14 protein-coding genes and 2 tRNA genes are annotated in these 16,594 nt (G+C 60.6%); 4 read left to right on the top strand and 12 right to left on the bottom strand.

Annotated features, from left to right (window positions below; translation table 11 throughout):
- Nucleotides 1–7: 7 nt before the first annotated feature.
- From adk to ampD, 4 genes are all read right to left on the bottom strand, one after another.
- Nucleotides 8–664 (bottom strand): adenylate kinase, encoded by a 657-nt coding sequence (gene adk, locus R5M92_RS12250; RefSeq protein WP_346796227.1) that lies wholly within the window; start codon nucleotides 662–664, stop codon nucleotides 8–10.
- Nucleotides 665–953: 289 nt separating this feature from the next.
- Entirely contained in the window at nucleotides 954–3,026 is a 2,073-nt protein-coding gene (gene aceF / locus R5M92_RS12255; RefSeq protein ID WP_346796228.1) for a dihydrolipoyllysine-residue acetyltransferase, read from the bottom strand.
- A gap of 58 nt (nucleotides 3,027–3,084) precedes the next feature.
- A complete protein-coding gene (gene aceE / locus R5M92_RS12260; protein WP_346796229.1) occupies nucleotides 3,085–5,757 on the bottom strand; it encodes a pyruvate dehydrogenase (acetyl-transferring), homodimeric type in 2,673 nt (890 codons plus the stop codon).
- A gap of 414 nt (nucleotides 5,758–6,171) precedes the next feature.
- The gene (gene ampD / locus R5M92_RS12265; RefSeq protein ID WP_346796230.1) at nucleotides 6,172–6,771 is read right to left on the bottom strand and encodes a 1,6-anhydro-N-acetylmuramyl-L-alanine amidase AmpD; all 600 of its coding nucleotides are present in this window, start codon (nucleotides 6,769–6,771) and stop codon (nucleotides 6,172–6,174) included.
- A gap of 59 nt (nucleotides 6,772–6,830) precedes the next feature.
- Between ampD and nadC the strand changes: the two genes are divergently transcribed.
- Both nadC and tsaA read left to right on the top strand, forming a co-directional pair.
- On the top strand, nucleotides 6,831–7,721 hold the full coding sequence (gene nadC, locus R5M92_RS12270) for a carboxylating nicotinate-nucleotide diphosphorylase (protein WP_346796231.1): 891 nt from the start codon (nucleotides 6,831–6,833) through the stop codon (nucleotides 7,719–7,721).
- Nucleotides 7,722–7,781: 60 nt separating this feature from the next.
- Nucleotides 7,782–8,501 carry a tRNA (N6-threonylcarbamoyladenosine(37)-N6)-methyltransferase TrmO gene (gene tsaA, locus R5M92_RS12275; RefSeq protein WP_346796232.1) on the top strand — a complete coding sequence of 240 codons (720 nt, stop codon included), beginning with the start codon at nucleotides 7,782–7,784 and terminating at the stop codon, nucleotides 8,499–8,501.
- 49 nt (nucleotides 8,502–8,550) lie between these two features.
- On the opposite strand, the gene purC is transcribed toward tsaA, so the two are convergent.
- From purC to dapA, 3 genes are read right to left on the bottom strand one after another with little or no spacing between them, the layout of a single operon-like run.
- Entirely contained in the window at nucleotides 8,551–9,267 is a 717-nt protein-coding gene (gene purC, locus R5M92_RS12280) for a phosphoribosylaminoimidazolesuccinocarboxamide synthase (RefSeq protein ID WP_346796233.1), read from the bottom strand.
- A gap of 47 nt (nucleotides 9,268–9,314) precedes the next feature.
- Nucleotides 9,315–10,337, bottom strand: a complete 1,023-nt coding sequence (locus tag R5M92_RS12285; RefSeq protein WP_346796234.1) for a lipoprotein, NlpB — start codon at nucleotides 10,335–10,337, stop codon at nucleotides 9,315–9,317.
- A gap of 22 nt (nucleotides 10,338–10,359) precedes the next feature.
- Nucleotides 10,360–11,244 (bottom strand): 4-hydroxy-tetrahydrodipicolinate synthase, encoded by an 885-nt coding sequence (gene dapA / locus R5M92_RS12290; RefSeq protein WP_346796235.1) that lies wholly within the window; start codon nucleotides 11,242–11,244, stop codon nucleotides 10,360–10,362.
- Between the two features lie 230 nt (nucleotides 11,245–11,474).
- On the opposite strand from dapA, the gene R5M92_RS12295 reads away from it, so the two are divergent.
- Complete coding sequence (locus R5M92_RS12295) at nucleotides 11,475–11,948, top strand: peroxiredoxin (RefSeq protein ID WP_346796236.1); 474 nt, start codon at nucleotides 11,475–11,477, stop codon at nucleotides 11,946–11,948.
- Between the two features lie 29 nt (nucleotides 11,949–11,977).
- Here R5M92_RS12295 and R5M92_RS12300 read toward each other — a convergent pair whose 3' ends face one another.
- Together R5M92_RS12300 and R5M92_RS12305 are read right to left on the bottom strand one after the other, a co-directional pair.
- The gene (locus tag R5M92_RS12300) at nucleotides 11,978–13,081 is read right to left on the bottom strand and encodes an AI-2E family transporter (protein ID WP_346796237.1); all 1,104 of its coding nucleotides are present in this window, start codon (nucleotides 13,079–13,081) and stop codon (nucleotides 11,978–11,980) included.
- On the bottom strand, nucleotides 13,078–13,377 hold the full coding sequence (locus tag R5M92_RS12305) for a sulfurtransferase TusA family protein (RefSeq protein WP_346796238.1): 300 nt from the start codon (nucleotides 13,375–13,377) through the stop codon (nucleotides 13,078–13,080). Before R5M92_RS12305 ends, R5M92_RS12300 begins: the two co-directional genes overlap by 4 nt.
- Before the next feature lie 132 nt (nucleotides 13,378–13,509).
- On the opposite strand from R5M92_RS12305, the gene R5M92_RS12310 reads away from it, so the two are divergent.
- Nucleotides 13,510–14,970 carry a M48 family metalloprotease gene (locus tag R5M92_RS12310; protein WP_346796239.1) on the top strand — a complete coding sequence of 487 codons (1,461 nt, stop codon included), beginning with the start codon at nucleotides 13,510–13,512 and terminating at the stop codon, nucleotides 14,968–14,970.
- A gap of 78 nt (nucleotides 14,971–15,048) precedes the next feature.
- On the opposite strand, the gene nadA is transcribed toward R5M92_RS12310, so the two are convergent.
- The 3 genes from nadA to R5M92_RS12325 all read right to left on the bottom strand — a co-directional run bounded on the left by nadA (nucleotide 15,049) and on the right by R5M92_RS12325 (nucleotide 16,567).
- On the bottom strand, nucleotides 15,049–16,077 hold the full coding sequence (nadA, locus tag R5M92_RS12315) for a quinolinate synthase NadA (protein WP_346796240.1): 1,029 nt from the start codon (nucleotides 16,075–16,077) through the stop codon (nucleotides 15,049–15,051).
- A gap of 270 nt (nucleotides 16,078–16,347) precedes the next feature.
- A tRNA-Lys gene (locus tag R5M92_RS12320) sits at nucleotides 16,348–16,423 on the bottom strand.
- Nucleotides 16,424–16,491: 68 nt separating this feature from the next.
- Nucleotides 16,492–16,567 (bottom strand) — tRNA-Lys (locus R5M92_RS12325).
- Nucleotides 16,568–16,594 lie beyond the last annotated feature (27 nt).

Raw genomic sequence — 16,594 nt, forward strand, 5'->3', positions numbered from 1 at the left:
GATCGAACTACGACTTCAACGCCTCCATCACCTGACGGGTGATGTCGTCCACACTGCCGATGCCTTCCACCCGGTGATAGGCGGGGGCGGCTTGCGGGTCTTCCTTCGCCCATTGCTGATAGTAATCGACCAGGGGTGCCGTCTGATCATGGTAGACCGCCAGACGGTTGCGCACGGTGGATTCCTGGTCATCGTCGCGCTGGATCAGTGGCTCGCCGGTGACGTCATCCTTGCCCGGCTCCTTGGGCGGATTGTAATCGACGTGATATACCCGGCCTGAAGCTGGATGAACGCGGCGACCGCCCAGGCGGTTGACAATCTCCTCGTCGGGCACGGCGATCTCGAGCACGTGATCGAGCTTGACCCCGGCTTCCTTCATGGCATCGGCCTGAGGAATGGTGCGCGGAAAACCATCGAACAGGAAGCCATTCTTGCAGTCCGGCTGGGCGATACGCTCCTTGACCAAGGCGATGATCACATCATCGGAGACCAGGCCGCCACTCGTCATGATTTCCTTGACCTTTAGCCCCAGCTCGCTGCCCTCCTTCACCGCGGTGCGCAGCATGTCGCCGGTGGAAATCTGAGGAATCTTGTACTGCTCGCAAATGAACTGAGCCTGGGTTCCTTTACCTGCGCCGGGGGCGCCCAACAGGATCAAACGCATCGCACTGCTCCTTGAATGAAGACGAAAGTGGTGAAGACGACATTATTGTGTAGTCGGAAGAATGAACGATCGCACCAAAATGGAAGACCGTTGACAATAACGGGGCCGTTGCACCGGCACAACTCCCCAAAAGCCTGAGACAGGTGCTTTTTTCCAATTTTTTGTATTGCAAAACAGGTTGTTGATAAAAAAATTGCACTTTGGTCGCCTGCCTGCGGCAACCGCCCCCGCAGCGAAGCAAAGCGGCGCCCGAAGGCGCCGCTGAAGGACTTGCCGTTACCGCCTGACGTTACAGCAGCAAGCGGCGGATATCGCTCAACACATCGGCCAGGAACGCGGTAAAGCGCGCCGCGTCGGCACCGTTGATGGCGCGGTGATCGTAGGACAGCGACAGCGGCATCATCAGCCGCGGCTGGAACTCGCCACCGTCCCATACCGGCTTCATCTGCGCCTTGGAGACGCCGAGGATCGCCACTTCGGGAGCATTGACGATAGGCGTGAACGCTGTGCCACCGATCGATCCCAGACTCGAGATGGTGAAACATCCACCGGTCATCTCGTCACGCTTGAGCTTCTTGGTCTGAGCCTTCTTGCCCAGTTCCGCCATGTCCCGAGCCAGCTCGATGAGCGATTTCTTGTCGGCGTCGCGTACCACCGGCACCATCAAGCCATCCGGGGTATCGACGGCAATGCCGATATGGACGTATTTCTTCCACACCAAAGTTTCGCCATCGCCCTTCAGGCTGACGTTGAACTGCGGGAACATGCGCAGGGCGAAGGCGCACGCCTTGACCAGAAACGGCAGCGGCGTGAGCTTGGCGCCCTGGGCTTCGGCTTCGGCCTTCATCGACTTGCGGAACGCCTCGAGCTCGGTAATATCCGCCTCGTCGAACTGGGTAACATGAGGCACGTTGACCCAGCTGCGGTGCAGGTTGGTCGCGCCCATCTTGAGCAGGCGTCCCATCGGCTTTTCTTCGACTTCACCGAACTGGCTGAAATCGACCTGCGGGATCGGGGGTATGCCCGAACCACCGGCAGCCGGCGCCTCCGCCTGGCTCTTGCCCTGATTGGCAATCGCCTGCTTGACGTAGACATGGACGTCTTCCTTGAGAACGCGATCCTTCGGCCCGCTGGGCTTGACCAGCCCCAGGTCGACGCCCAACTCTCGCGCCAGCATGCGTACCGCCGGTCCGGCATGCACCAGCTTGCCATCGCGCGGCTTGTGCGCAGCCATCTGCGCTTCGGGGCTGGGCGTACCCGCCGGTGACGCTGATGATTTGGCTCCTGGCTGACTTGAACTACTCTGCTGCGCCTTCTGCTGAGATGCCTTCTCCGGCGCTGCCTTTTTCGGCGCCGACTTCTTCGCTTTAGCACCACCTGCCGAGGCGACCTCGATATAACCGATGACATCGCCTTCGGATACCGTGTCGCCCTCTTTCACGGTGAGCTCGAGCAGCTTGCCCTTGTAGGGGCTCGGCACATCCATGGAAGCCTTGTCGGACTCCAGCGTGATCAGCGGATCTTCTTCGTTGATCTCGTCACCGGCAGCAGCAGCGATCTCGATGATCGGTACGTCGGAGGAACCGGAAAGATCGGGTACGCGAATCTCCTTTCGCTCGGGCTCGCCGTCCTCGCTTTCGCCTTCGTCCTTACCCTCGCCTTCGCTCTCTTCTTCGGCGGTATCTTCGGCCGCCTCGAGGTCGTCGGATACCTTGGGGTCGGCAGTGCCTTGCGATTCGTCAGCGCTTTCGCTGTCATCGCCTTCGCCGGCAATCTCCATCTGGCCGATCACATCGCCTTCGGATACCGTGTCGCCCTCTTTCACGCTGAAGCTGACGATCTTGCCGCCATGGGGGCTGGGCACGTCCATGGAGGCCTTGTCGGACTCCAGCGTGATCAAAGTATCCTCGGCATCGACGTCATCGCCTTCGCCCACGGCTACTTCGATTACCTCGACGTTCTCCGAGCCGCCCAGGTCGGGCACCTTGATATCGACGGTCTGCTTGCCGCCACTCTTTTTCGCGGCGGGCTTCTTCGGCTCCTGCTCTTGCGCTGGCTGCTCTTGCTCGTCCGGGGCCGATTTTTCCTGCTCCTGCTCCGCCTCGTCGTCGCTTTCGCTGCTACCTTCCGCTTCAAGCTCGAGGATATCGTCGCCTTCCGAGACGCTATCGCCCTCTTTCACCAGCACCTTGACCACCTTGCCGCCCTTGGGAGCGGGCACGTCCATGCTGGCCTTGTCGGATTCGAGTGTGATCAGGGTGTCTTCCGCTTCGATGACGTCGCCTTCGGACACCGCGATCTCGATGATTTCGACACCTTCGCTACCGCCGATGTCGGGAACTTTGATGATTTCGCTACTCAAGGTCGCGCTCCTTCCAAATCGTACCTGGAACCGGTGGGAACCCCACCGGGTCATCGGATCAGCTGGTCAGCGGGTTAGGCTTGTTGGGGTCGATGCCGTATTTCTTCAGCGCCTCCCCTACCAGCGTACGTTTGATCTCGCCGCGATCCGCCAAGGCCTTGAGCGCGGCCACCACCACGAAGTACCGGTCCACTTCGAAGAAGTAACGCAGCTTTTCGCGGGTATCGGAACGACCAAACCCGTCAGTGCCTAATACATAGTAGTCGCTCGGCACCCAGGCGCGCACTTGGTCGGCGTAGAGTTTCATGTAGTCGGTCGAGGCCACCACGGGGCCCTCGCGTCCTTCCAGGCACCGGGTAACGTGCGGCTTTGCCGGCTCGTCATCCGGATTGAGGAATGCCTCGCGCTCGAGCAGCAGCGCTTCGCGGCGCAGCTCGTTGAAGCTGGGAACGCTCCAGATATCGGCTCCAATGCCCCACTCGTCACGCAGCAGTTCGGCGGCGATCTCGACTTCGCGCAGGATGGTGCCGGAGCCCATCAGCTGTACGCGACCCTTGTCGCCCTGGGTTTCGCGCAGCAGGTACATGCCCTTGACGATATCCGCCGCGGGCACTTCGTCCATGGCGGGATGTTCGTAGTTCTCGTTCATCACCGTCAGATAGTAGAAGCAGTTTTCCTTGTCCTGGAACATGCGCTTCAAGCCATCCTGAACGATGACCGCCACTTCGTGGCCGTAGGTGGGGTCATAGCTTCTGCAGTTGGGAATGGTGGAAGCCTGGATCAGGCTGTGGCCATCCTGGTGCTGCAGCCCTTCGCCGTTGAGCGTGGTGCGCCCGGCGGTACCCCCGACCATGAAGCCGCGAGCCTGCAGGTCGCCAGCCGCCCAGGCCAGATCGCCGATACGCTGGAAGCCGAACATCGAGTAGTAGACGTAGAACGGCAACAGGGTCAGATTGTTGTTGCTATAGGAGGTCGCCGCGGCCATCCACGCCGACATGGCGCCGGCCTCGGTGATACCTTCCTCGAGGATCTGGCCTTTCTGATCCTCGCGATAGAACATGATCTGACCCTTGTCGACCGGCTCGTACTTCTGCCCTTCGGAGGTATAGATACCCAACTGGCGGAACATGCCCTCCATGCCGAAGGTGCGCGCCTCATCGGGAATGATCGGCACCACCTGCTTGCCCAGCTTCTTGTCCTTCACCAGACCGTTGAGGATACGTACGAAGGCCATGGTGGTGGAGACTTCACGGCCCTTGGAGCCACCGGTCTGGGAGGCGAATATCTTGTCGTCGAGGCCGGGGATTTCCAGGGCCTCGAAGTCGCTGCGACGGCTCGGTAGGTAGCCGCCCAGGCGCTCGCGCTGCAGGTGCATGTACTTGAGCTCGGGGGAGTCGTCCTCCGGCTTGTAGTACGGCACTTCCTTGAGCTGTTCGTCGGAGAGGGGAATACCGAAGCGATCGCGGAATTTCTTCAGCGCCTCGTATTCCATGCTCTTGACCTGGTGAGCTTCGTTGGCCGCTTCGCCATCGCCGCTGCCCATGCCGTAACCCTTGATGGTATGCGCCAGGATTACCGTCGGCTTGCCATTGGCGTTGTTGACCGCCTCGTCGTAGGCCGCATAGACCTTGAACGGATCGTGACCGCCACGGTTGAGCTTCCAGATATCCTCGTCGGAGAGGTCCTTGACCATCTCCTCGGTTTCCGGGTACTTGCCGAAGAAGTGCTCGCGAGTATAGGCGCCGCCGTTGGCCTTGTAGTTCTGGTATTCGCCATCGACCGCTTCGTCCATGCGCTTTTGCAGAATCCCCTTGCTGTCCTTCTCGAACAGCGGATCCCAGTGGCGTCCCCAGACCACCTTGACCACATTCCAGCCGGCGCCGCGGAAGACTCCTTCGAACTCGTCCATGACCCGCGAGTTACCGCGTACCGGGCCGTCGAGACGCTGAAGGTTGCAGTTGATGACGAAGATCAGGTTGTCGAGGTTCTCACGGCCGGCCAGGGAAATGGCACCCAAAGATTCCGGCTCGTCGCACTCGCCGTCGCCCATGAAGCACCAGATCTTGCGATCCTTCATGTCCTTCATTTCACGCGAATGCAGATACTTCATCACGTGAGCCTGGTAGATCGCCTGGATCGGCCCAAGGCCCATGGAGACGGTGGGGAACTGCCAGAAATCGGGCATCAACCAAGGGTGCGGATAGGAAGACAGGCCGTCGCCGTCGACTTCCTGGCGGAACTTGTCCATCTGCGCTTCGGACAGGCGGCCTTCCAGGTAGGCACGAGCGTAGATACCCGGCGCCACATGGCCCTGGATATAGACCAGATCGCCTTCGAAATCACCGTTGGGAGCGCGGAAGAAATGGTTGAAGCCCACGTCGTACAGCGTCGCCGCCGACATGAAGCTGGCGATATGGCCGCCCAGCCCCGGATTGGCCCGGTTGTTGCGGATCACCTGGGCGATGGCGTTGTAGCGAATCAAGGAGCGAATACGCCGCTCCATGAACAGATCCCCCGGCATCGGCGACTCCCGATGTACAGGGATGGTGTTACGGTGCGGGGTCGTCACCGAGAAGGGCACTCTCATCCCGTCCCGACGCAGGCGATCCGCCAGGCGGGTCATCAGGTAGCGGGCGCGGTCTTCACCCTCACGATCCAGTACCGATTCCAGGGATTCCAGCCACTCCGTGGTTTCGACCGGATCGAGATCTTCTCTTGGCTCCAGACTCATAGAGGTCTCTCCGAATGACGATAAATGACAATGACCCCGCCAATTCAGGGGCCCATGGCGTCTGCGGCAATAAGCTCGCCACAGACCGAAGATCCGTCAGGGTCCCTCTTGATCACCAGCGCTTCGCTGTGATCGATTGGGTTTTAACCCTGGATTCAAGGAGATAGTTCTCCTCGAATGTAGTAAAGCTACATAAATGTTTGAAAATGACGGCACCATATAGCGAGAAGATACCCCAAAAGGCGACTTTCTGCCAATCATAGCTCACTGAAAAGCCTATCCAAAACAGCATATTGCACCGCAACATTAGACCTTGGAATGAGCTTCCCCTATTGATGGCAATCGATCAGCGCAGCGGGCCGATCTTGTAGTCAAACTACCGTTTTATCGGTTATTGAACGTAACTTGCGGTTTTTATTCAGTGAGCGTCAGCTGTTGTCGATAATAAGCCCAGTCGAAGGCCGGCCCGGGGTCTGTCTTGCGCAGCGGAGCCACACGCGCGTGGCTGGTGATACGCGTCTCATCGAGAGACGGATAGACGTTCAGCAGCAGTCGGGTGATGCGACTCAAAGACGCATACTGAGCCTGAGAGAACGGCGTTTCGTCATCGCCCTCAAGTTCGATTCCGATAGCGAAATCGTTAAGCGCACGCCGCCATTGCCTGCGCTGCGAGTCGAACCAGCGCGAGCGACCCGCATGCCAGGCACGCTGACCGAACGGCACGAACTGCACGCACTCGCCGTCGCGACGAATCAGCAGATGCGCCGACACCCGCAGATGGGCGATAGCGGCAAAGTACGGGTGCCCGTGCGGCTCCAGGTTATTGGTGAACAAGGCTTCGATGGCATCGCCGCAGAACCGCCCCGGAGGCAGGCTGATGGCGTGCAGCAGCAATAGCGATACTTCATCCTCGGGTCGCGAATCACAATTGGGCGACACCACCCGTCGCGCCTGGCGCCACCACCCCTGCTCGAATGTTTGTTGCGGATTACCCACCCTGCCCCCTGACGTCATGCCGTGAGTTTTTCTATAATGCCCCACCATACGCCACTTCCCTTGCGCAAAGGCACCTCATGCACGATCTCAAGCACAGTCTCACACACGGCCCCAGGAACTACCAAGATGCGTTGGCCGAAGAGATACGCTCCAGCGCTGCCCGCTTGTTAGCAGAGGACATCGGTACCGGCGACATCACCGCCGAACTGATTCCCGTCGATCAATGGGCCAAGGCCCGCGTGGTCACTCGCGAGGCCGCGGTACTGTGCGGCAGCGCCTGGGTGGACGAACTGTTTCGCCAATTGGATAGTCGTGTCGGCCTTCACTGGCTGGCGTTCGACGGTGAACAGCTGCAAGCCGGACAGACCTTTCTCGAACTGGAAGGTCCGGCACGTAGCCTGTTGACCGGAGAGCGCGCGGCGCTCAACCTGCTGCAGACCCTCTCTGCCACGGCCACGTCGACACGCGCCTACGTGGAACTGATCGAGGCCAGCGGCGTGCGCCTGCTGGACACCCGCAAGACTCTGCCGGGAATGCGCCTGGCTCAGAAATATGCCGTCAGCTGCGGCGGCGGCCACAACCATCGGTTCGGCTTGTGGGACGCCTTTCTGATCAAGGAGAACCATATCGCCGCCTGTGGCGGGATAGACGCCGCGGTCAAGCAGGCACGCGAGATCAAACCGGAGGCTCCGGTCGAGGTTGAAGTGGAAAGCCTTGACGAGCTGGACCAGGCTCTGGCCGCCGGTGCCGATATCATCATGCTGGATAATTTTTCGCTGGAGCAGCTGCGCGACGCGGTCAAGCGAACTCAAGGGCGCGCCACTCTGGAGGCGTCGGGCAACGTCGATGCTTCCACGTTGGAGGCCATCGCCGCCACCGGCGTCGACTGCATTTCCAGCGGTGCACTGACCAAGGACGTCAAGGCCATCGATCTGTCCCTGCGAATTATCGAAACCCGCGCCAACTGAACACCCGTTTGCCAGACGGGAAGCAACGGCGTATTGCGCATTCATCACGAGGCACTTTCCATGGCGTCCAGCCACTCATTTGCGCTTGATGCCATCGGCGTGATCGAAAGCGATTACCCGGACAAGTTCGGTATTCCCCGGCAACCCGGTCTGGCTCTCGACGCCCGTGCCACGCTGGTACTGGCCCCGCCTTACAACGACCCCTTGAGTGTTCGCGGGCTCGAGGCCTTCAGTCACTTGTGGCTGAGTTTCATTTTCCATCAGAGCCCCGAGCGCTGGACGCCGCTGGTGCGCCCGCCACGCCTGGGTGGCAACGCCAAGGTAGGCGTCTTCGCCAGCCGCAGCACCCACCGCCCCAATCGCCTCGGCCTCTCCCTTGTTGAGCTGGTCGATATCGATACCCGCCAGGGGGTACGTCTGGTGTTGCGCGGATGTGACCTGGTCAGCGGCACGCCGGTAGTGGATATCAAACCCTACCTGCCCTGGGCCGAATCACGACCCGAGGCGCGGGCGGGCTTCGCCCCCGAAGCGCCGACACAGCTGCCGGTGTGTTTTTCGGCCGAAGCGGAAGCTACCCTGGCGGTACGCTCGGACAACGAATCCCTGCGGGCATTGATTATCCAAGTACTGAGACAGGACCCGCGCCCCGCCTATCATGACAGGAAGCGCAAGACGGGTGACGCACGAGTCTATGGTGTACGGCTGCGCGACGTGGACGTTCGCTTTTGCGCGCACCATCACGAAAACGCCACGACCTTCGAGGTCGTGGCGATCGTTTAGGCTCAAGAGACCAATACGTCTTCGAGCCAGGCGTAGCAGCCCGTAAAGCTCAGGCGGGAAATTCGATACCGATGCGCCGCCCCACTTCCTCGTAGGCCTCGATGACGCCACCCAGACCCTGACGGAAGCGATCCTTGTCCAGCTTTTCCCTAGTATCGGCATCCCACAGACGGCAACCGTCCGGCGAGAACTCATCGCCCAGGATCACCTCTCCCTTGAACAGGCCGAACTCAAGCTTGTAGTCGACCAGCAGCAAACCGCCATGGGCAAACAGGGCCTTGAGAATCTCGTTGACCTTGTAGGTCAGGGTCTTCATCTGTGCCAACTGCTCGGACGTTGCCCAGCCGAACGTTTCCGCCAGCGACTCGTTGATCATGGGGTCGCCCTTGTCGTCGTTCTTCAGGAACAACTCGAAGGTCGGCGGCGTGAGTTCGCTGCCCTCCTCCACGCCCAGGCGCTTGACCAGGCCGCCGGCGGCAATATTGCGCACCACGCACTCCACTGGAATCATGTCCATCTTCTTGACCAGGCTTTCCGTATCGGACAGGCGCTGCTCGAAGTGGGTGGGAACGCCGGCGTCTTCCAGGCGCTCCATGATGAAGGCATTGAAGATATTATTGACCATTCCCTTGCGCGCCAGGGCTTCCTTCTTCTTGCCGTCGAAGGCGCTGGTGTCGTCGCGAAACTGAAGCACCAGCCGATCGGGGTCGTCGGTGGTGTAGACGGATTTTGCCTTGCCGGCGTAAAGTTCTTGACGCTTTTCCATGGGGGCTCCGAAAGGGAAAAAATCAAAATGCCAAGGGAGACGCGCATCTAGCGCAGGTAACCGGACACCCGTTCCAGCAATTCACGCTGATCATCGGCACTGAAGGCACGCTCGCTGTCGTTGACCGCCCGCAGGATCGTCCGATTCTGCCCCGCCGGTTCCAGCTCCAGGCGAATCTGTTGCGACATCTGGCGCACATCGGGACTGAAGACGATCTCGATCGGGTTGCGATTGCGCTCGGTGAGGGTCTTGTACTCGACCAGGAACGCGTACTCCTCGGGATACTCGGCAAGCAGCTCACGCTCTTCCTCCTGGGTGAAGTCCAGCGCAAGGTAGTGGCTCAGCTCCGCCCAGACGCGATCGATATCCAGCGGCACGTCGACCTGCCAACGGTCACCCTCCCGGGTCAGTTCCACAGCCTGCTCGCGATTGAGGCGCTGCGCGGAAAGCGATGACGAGCTGGTGGATGCCACGGCGCTGCGGGCACTCAGATGACTTTCGAGAGCCTCAAGACAGTTCGCCAGCGTATTGCCGCCGCGTTCGCAGCGAATTTCACTGCTCCCTTCGCGCAGGCCGCTGGTCAGGCTCAGGCGGCCCTGGTTGGTCTCGATGACGCCTTGGGTGGCATTGCTGGACTGCACGCCGAGCTGTCGAGTCCGGGCGAAGTGCTCGAGTTGGGGCCAGATGCGGCCAGGCTCCTCGGCCACCACCAGCCATTGCCGATCGCCCGCCGACCGACGCTCGACGTAGTCGGGCTGCATGGCGCTGCCGGTGGCCAGGGTTTGCGGAGCGCGCACTTCGAACGGTTCATCGCGGCGAGGAGCCGTTCGCGTCGCCCGTGGCACCGGCATGGCATCGGTGTAACGGCTCTCGTTTCGGCTCGGCGGCAGTACCAGGGGTTCTCCGGGTGCCGCCTCCACGTAATCCAGGTTACGGTCATGGTAAAAACCATCCCGCGCACAGCCCGCCAACGACATGGCCGCGACCAGGGTCAACGGCATCCATTTCAGCGCAGAGTTCATCAAGCCACCTTCGTTAAACAGATCGTCACCGGCTACGTATCCCGGCATGAACGCCTACCCGCGGGCAGGTCTAGTCTTCGACCACACCAGCCAGCTGCAGCGCTTCACTGACCGTGGCGTGATATTTTTCCGACAACCAGGTCAACGGCAGACGAATACCGGCCTCGGCATATCCCATGCGATTCAGGGCCCACTTCACCGGGATCGGGTTGGCCTCGATGCCTAGGTTGGTATGCAAAGGCATCAGCCGCGTGTTGATCTGGTGAGCCTTGTCGGAATCGCCGGCTATGGCAGCGGTACACAGGTCGTGCATGGCCTTGGGCGCGACATTGGCGGTCACCGAGATGTCACCATGGCCTCCCATCAGCATGAAATCACATGCCGTGGCGTCATCGCCGGAGTAGAGCATGAAGCCGCTACCCTTCAGGCGCGAGATCAGATCCTCGGCGCGCTCCAGATTGCCCGTGGCATCCTTCAGGCCGATGATGTTGTCGACCTCGGCCAAGCGTAGCACGGTTTCATTGTACAAATCGGAGCAGGTACGGCCGGGAACGTTGTAGAGAATGACAGGTAACTTGCTGCCCTCGGCCACCGCCTTGAAATGCTGGTACAGGCCTTCCTGGGTCGGCTTGTTGTAGTAGGGGCAGACCGAAAGGCAGTAGTCGGCACCCACTTCCTCGGCATAGCGGGCAAGCTCCACCGCCTCGGAAGTGGCGTTGGCGCCAGTGCCGGCGATCACCGGGATGCGGCCGTCGACCTCCTCCACCACGCTGCGAATCACGTCGAAGTGTTCGGCGAACGACATGGTCGTGGGCTCGCCGGTGGTACCGGCAGCGACGATGGCATCGGTACCGTTGTCGAGATGAAAGTTCACCAGACGACGAAGCGCCTCCCAGTCGATGTCGCCATTGACCTTCATCGGCGTCGCCAGGGCGACGATGCTGCCTGTGATCATTCAATCATTCCTCTATGCAGAGACTCGCTGACAAAAAGCTGGCGCAGCGTACGAACGACGCCCTGCCGTCATGTAGAACGCAAATGGTACTCAGGCCGTTCAAGCCTGTACAGCATCAACCGGACATTACCGCCACAATGGGCAACGCCGGGCCTGCCGGCGGCAACTTTGACAGTCGGGCGTCGGTTGCGTGTAATCGACACCTGACTTAACAGCCATCAGGAATCTTCATGACCATCACCATCGGCCAATCCGTACCCGACTTCTCCGCTCCCGCCACCGGCGACACTACCTTCAACCTGTCCGATTACATGGGCAAGCAGGTGGTGATCTACTTCTACCCCAAGTCCAATACGCCGGGTTGCACCACCGAAGGCGGCGACTTCCGAGATCGCAAGGTGGACTTCGATGCTGCCAATACCGTGGTCGTCGGTGTGTCGCGCGACGGTATTCGCGCCCAGGAAAACTTCAAGGCCAAGCACGACTTCAACTTCCTGCTGCTGTCCGACAAGGATGAGGCGGTCTGCAAGATGTTCGATGTCATCAAGCTCAAGAAACTCTACGGCAAGGAGCACCTGGGCGTCGTCCGCAGCACCTTCCTAATCGATAGTGAGGGGCGTTTGGCGCAGGAGTGGCGCGGCGTCAAGGTCCCGGGCCATGCGCAGGAGGTGCTGCAGGCGGCCCAGGCGTTGAATGACCACTGAGCCGTAGAGGCACCGGGGCTAGCCTGGGGTCAAAAGCCTTGGCTGGATGAGTCGGTATGCAGCGCCTCCTGGCGCCCTTGCAATCCCCGAGGCCAGGCATAGACCAGCGCCTTGAGCAGCGTCGCCAAGGGAATGGCGAAGAAAATTCCCCAGAAGCCCCAGATGCCACCGAAGAACAGCACGGCGACAATGATCGATACCGGATGGAGATTGACCGCTTCCGAAAACAGAACCGGCACCAACACGTTGCCATCCAGCGCCTGGATGATGCCATAGGCGACCAACACATAGGCGAACTGCTCGCTGAGGCCGAAATGGAAGCCCGCCACCGCCGCCACCGGGAGAGTCGCCACGGCCGCCCCGATGTAGGGCACCAGAACGGAAAACCCTACCAGCACCGCCAGTAACGCCGAGTAGGGAACGCCGAAAAAGGCGAAGGTAATGAAGCTCACCGTACCGACGATAATGATCTCGATGAACTTGCCACGGACGTAATTGGCGATCTGGGCGTCCATTTCATCCCACACGCGCACCATCAAGCCGCGCTTGTTGGGCAGGAGCGAGAGCGTAAAACCCACCAGGGTACGGCGATCCTTGAGCATGAAGAACACCAGGATCGGCACCAGCACCAGATAGATGATCAGCCCGAGGATATTGCCCAGCGAGGCCAGCGACAGGGACAACGCCCGCTGGCCCAGCTGGCTGATTTCGCGGCTGGCCACCCCGATCCAGCTCTGCATCTGGTCGGGTGTCACCAGATTGGGATAACGCGTCTGAAGCTCATCCAGCCACTGCTGGCCACTGGCGAACATGCGAGGCATCTCCTGCACCAGGCCGACCAGCTGATTCCAGATCAGCGGCATGAGAATCAGCGCCAGCGCCAGCAGGACGCTCAAGAACCCGAGAAAGACGACAATCACCGCCGCCAGAGGGGGCAAGCCGCGCCGGGTCAGGGCATTGACGCCACCCTGAAGCAGAAAGGCAATCACCAGCGAGGTAAAGAAAGGGGCCAGCATGCGCCCGAACAGGATCACGCCGGCGAAACCACCCACTAGAACCAGTAGCAGGATGATCGCCTCCTCATCGGAGAAATAGCGATCCACCCATCCGTTGAATAGCGCACGCACGGTCATGGTGTTGTATCTCCACCCTTGCGAATCCAGTAATGGTACATCTCGCCGGACCTCTCGCGGGCTTCGAGTTCATGAGGACTTTGCTGGGTAAACGAGGCGAAATCCCGCCATGAGCCGGCATCAGTGGCCTGCACTTCAAGCAGTTGCCCTGGGGCAAGGCGGCTCAGAGCCTGCTTGGCCTTGAGCAGTGGCAAGGGACACGCCAGCCCACGGGCATCCAGGACCGCATCGGGTTGCCGGGTCCCGTCATCTGCAGAACGCGGTTGCACAGACCCCGAAGTCGGTTGCACAGTCATAGATACTCCCGTGAGAATGCCAGCTAAGGCAACGCTTGCCAGGTTAAAGAAACCTTTGCGATTTAACGGCACTTGAGCCGATGAATCAATGTCATAACGCTAGACTTCGTATTCACCATCATGAGGATGGCCATGTTGCGCCTTTACGCCGCTCGATTCCGCCTCGGTTTTATTGCTCTTGCTTTATGGCTTTTCAGCACCGGCCTTGCCGCCTTCGACGAAAGCGGCCTTCCCAGCCTGAGTACCAGCGCTACCCAGGCCGCCGGCGACGAAGAGCACCGGCTGGGGCGTGCCTGGCTGCGCCAGTTTCGTGCCCAGGCACCCGAATGGCAGGATCCCATTACCCAGGCCTACATCGAAACCCTGATAGCCCGCTTGCTACCCCACAGCTCGTTAGGTGATATACGCACCAGCGTGGTGCTGGTGGACAGCCCCTCGCTGAATGCTTTTGCGGTGCCGGGCGGCATTATCGGCGTCAACGCCGGGCTGTTCGCCTTCGCCGACGAGGAAGGCGCCTTCGTCTCGGTCCTGGCTCACGAGCTGGGCCATCTTTCCCAACGCCACTACGCACGCGGCACCGCCCGGGCGGAACAGACCCAGTTCCCGGCCATGGCCGCCATGCTGGCAGGCATGGTGATCGCCGCCAGTGGTGGCGGTCAGGCCGGCCTTGCCGCCGCGGTGAGCTCCCAGGCCGCCCTGATCCAGGATCAATTGACCTATTCGCGGCGCTTCGAGCAAGAGGCGGATCGAGTCGGCTTGCAGGCAATGGCCAGCGCCGGCTTCGACCCCGAATCCATGGTACAGATGTTTCGTGCCATGCAGCGCATGGCCAGCCTGCAAGGGGGCACGCCACCGGAATTCCTGCTCACCCACCCGGTTTCCGAGTCGCGCTTGAGCGACGCCCAAGCGCGTGCCTCTCAGCTCAGCCATTCGGCAACACAGGATAACGAACCGCATTATTCGTTACTGCGGGCACGGGCGCTATACCACATCCATCAGAGTAACCCCCAGCAGGCCGCCTCCCGGCTTGCCGAAAACGGCGACGACAACGGGTTCGCCAAGCGCTATCTGGAAGCCCTGACCCAGGCCGGCGCTGGACGCACCGATAGCGCCCTGCAACAACTCGACCGGTTGGCGCGCGAGCTGCCCGATCTCACCATGCTGCCCGCCTCCGCCGCCGAAGTGGCGCTCAAGGCGCGCCGTTATGACGAAGCCATCGAGCGCAGTCGACGCCTGCTGAGGTGGGTTCCCGATTATCTTCCGGCCCAGATGTTCCTTGCCGAAGCACTGCTGCAGAACGACCCGAATGAGGCTTATCGGGTTCTTCGCGATATCACCCAGCGTTACCCGGAGAATCCCCAGGCGTTCAGTTTCCGGGCCGAAGCCGCCGGGCGCAGCGGAAAGGAAGCCTGGGGACATATCGCGCGCGCGGAGTACCTTCAGCTTACCGGTCGCATCGATCGTGGTATTCACCAGCTGGCCATCGCCAAGGACGTGGCCCAGCAGCAAAACGATCAACAAGCCCTCGGCCGCATCGAGCAGCGCCGCGAGGACTTCATCACCTACCGGGAAACGATGGAAAAGTTCGAATAGGTAAAGTTCGAATAGAAAAAGTTCGAATAGCGAGCCACCCCATGAAACAGGACCGGCACCGCAAGGTGCCGGTGGGGCTCAGGCGTTGAAAGCCAGCATGCGTTCGAGAGGCTTGAGCGCTTCTTGCCGCAGCTCGGCGTCGACATGGATCTCGCCGCTGCCCTCGCGCAGGGCGCCGGCCAGGTTATCCAATGCGTTCATGGCCATCCACGGGCAGTGCGCGCAACTGCGGCAGGTCGCGCCGTTGCCGGCGGTGGGTGCTTCGAACAGGGTCTTTTCCGGCACGGCCTGCTGCATCTTGAAGAAGATGCCGCGATCGGTCGCCACGATCAGCTTGTCGTTAGGAAGCTCCTTGGCCGCCTTGATCAGCTGCGAAGTGGAACCGGCGACATCGGCAAGCTGGACCACAGGCTCGGGCGATTCCGGATGCACGAGTACCGCTGCGTCCGGATACAGGCGCTTCAGATCTTCCACACCTTTGGCCTTGAACTCCTCGTGGACGATACAGGCGCCGTCCCACATCAGCATGTCGGCGCCGGTCTTTTTCTGGATGTAGCCGCCCAGGTGCTTGTCGGGGGCCCACAGAATCTTCTCGCCTCTTGCCTGCAGGTGTTCGATCACTTCCACTGCGATAGAGGAGGTCACTACCCAGTCGGCACGCGCCTTGACCGCTGCCGAGGTGTTGGCATAGACCACCACGGTGCGGTCGGGGTGCTGATCGCAGAAGGCGCTGAATTCATCTGCCGGACAGCCGATATCCAGCGAGCACGTCGCTTCCAGGGTCGGCATCAACACACGCTTTTCCGGCGACAGGATCTTGGCGGTCTCGCCCATGAAGCGAACTCCCGCCACCACCAGGGTGGTTGCATCATGGCGAGCGCCGAAACGCGCCATTTCCAGGGAGTCGGCGACACAGCCGCCGGTCTCCTCAGCCAATTGCTGGATGGCGTCATCGGTATAGTAATGCGCCACCAGGACAGCGTTATGCGCTTTCAGCAACCCCTTGATCTCTTCCACGCGGGCGTGGTCTTCGGCGGGGATGCGCGTGGGACAATAAGGGCTGGGTAGCTGAGTACGTAACTCGGCTTGAGTCGTCATAATAGTCATCGTGTCTACCACTGTGACGGGCAGGGGCTCCCCCTGCATGGCACCAGGCACGTCGGCATGCGCTCCGCACGCTGCGTGCAGCTAGACGGCAGGCCGTTGCGTCTCTCGCCGTGGCCCACCGCTGAATCTCGTTCACTTGCATTGGACCATTGTGGTGGGAATTCGTTGCTCGGTGCAAGCGCTACGTGGCGCCGGGACCGTCCACCAGGACTATGCCCTTAGCCGCAACGCAAAACGCCCCTGACAGCAAGCTGCCAGGGGCGTTGAATCTGGTGGGTCGTGTAGGATTCGAACCTACGACCAATTGGTTAAAAGCCAACTGCTCTACCAACTGAGCTAACGACCCTGACGTGATCGTTACTTGGTAACGTATACACGTGACGCACACAGACGTTTCTACAGAAACGTGTCGGATGGTGGGTCGTGTAGGATTCGAACCTACGACCAATTGGTTAAAAGCCAACTGCTCTACCAACTGAGCTAACGACCCTTCCGAACGGGGGCAGATAATACGTAT

It is taken from the genome of Halomonas sp. Bachu 37 (genome assembly GCF_039691755.1).
Lineage (GTDB): Bacteria > Pseudomonadota > Gammaproteobacteria > Pseudomonadales > Halomonadaceae > Vreelandella > Vreelandella kashgarensis.

Bases quoted from the DNA above. Each gene is read 5' to 3' on its own strand.
- R5M92_RS12310 (WP_346796239.1), top strand. From the start codon at position 13,510: ATGTTGCGCCTTTACGCCGCTCGATTCCGCCTCGGTTTTATTGCTCTT.
- tsaA (WP_346796232.1), top strand. From the start codon at position 7,782: ATGGCGTCCAGCCACTCATTTGCGCTTGATGCCATCGGCGTGATCGAA.
- nadC (WP_346796231.1), top strand. From the start codon at position 6,831: ATGCACGATCTCAAGCACAGTCTCACACACGGCCCCAGGAACTACCAA.
- adk (WP_346796227.1), bottom strand. From the start codon at position 664: ATGCGTTTGATCCTGTTGGGCGCCCCCGGCGCAGGTAAAGGAACCCAG.
- R5M92_RS12300 (WP_346796237.1), bottom strand. From the start codon at position 13,081: ATGACCGTGCGTGCGCTATTCAACGGATGGGTGGATCGCTATTTCTCC.
- ampD (WP_346796230.1), bottom strand. From the start codon at position 6,771: ATGACGTCAGGGGGCAGGGTGGGTAATCCGCAACAAACATTCGAGCAG.
- nadA (WP_346796240.1), bottom strand. From the start codon at position 16,077: ATGACTATTATGACGACTCAAGCCGAGTTACGTACTCAGCTACCCAGC.
- purC (WP_346796233.1), bottom strand. From the start codon at position 9,267: ATGGAAAAGCGTCAAGAACTTTACGCCGGCAAGGCAAAATCCGTCTAC.
- aceE (WP_346796229.1), bottom strand. From the start codon at position 5,757: ATGAGTCTGGAGCCAAGAGAAGATCTCGATCCGGTCGAAACCACGGAG.
- R5M92_RS12295 (WP_346796236.1), top strand. From the start codon at position 11,475: ATGACCATCACCATCGGCCAATCCGTACCCGACTTCTCCGCTCCCGCC.
- R5M92_RS12285 (WP_346796234.1), bottom strand. From the start codon at position 10,337: ATGCCGGGATACGTAGCCGGTGACGATCTGTTTAACGAAGGTGGCTTG.
- dapA (WP_346796235.1), bottom strand. From the start codon at position 11,244: ATGATCACAGGCAGCATCGTCGCCCTGGCGACGCCGATGAAGGTCAAT.
- R5M92_RS12305 (WP_346796238.1), bottom strand. From the start codon at position 13,377: ATGACTGTGCAACCGACTTCGGGGTCTGTGCAACCGCGTTCTGCAGAT.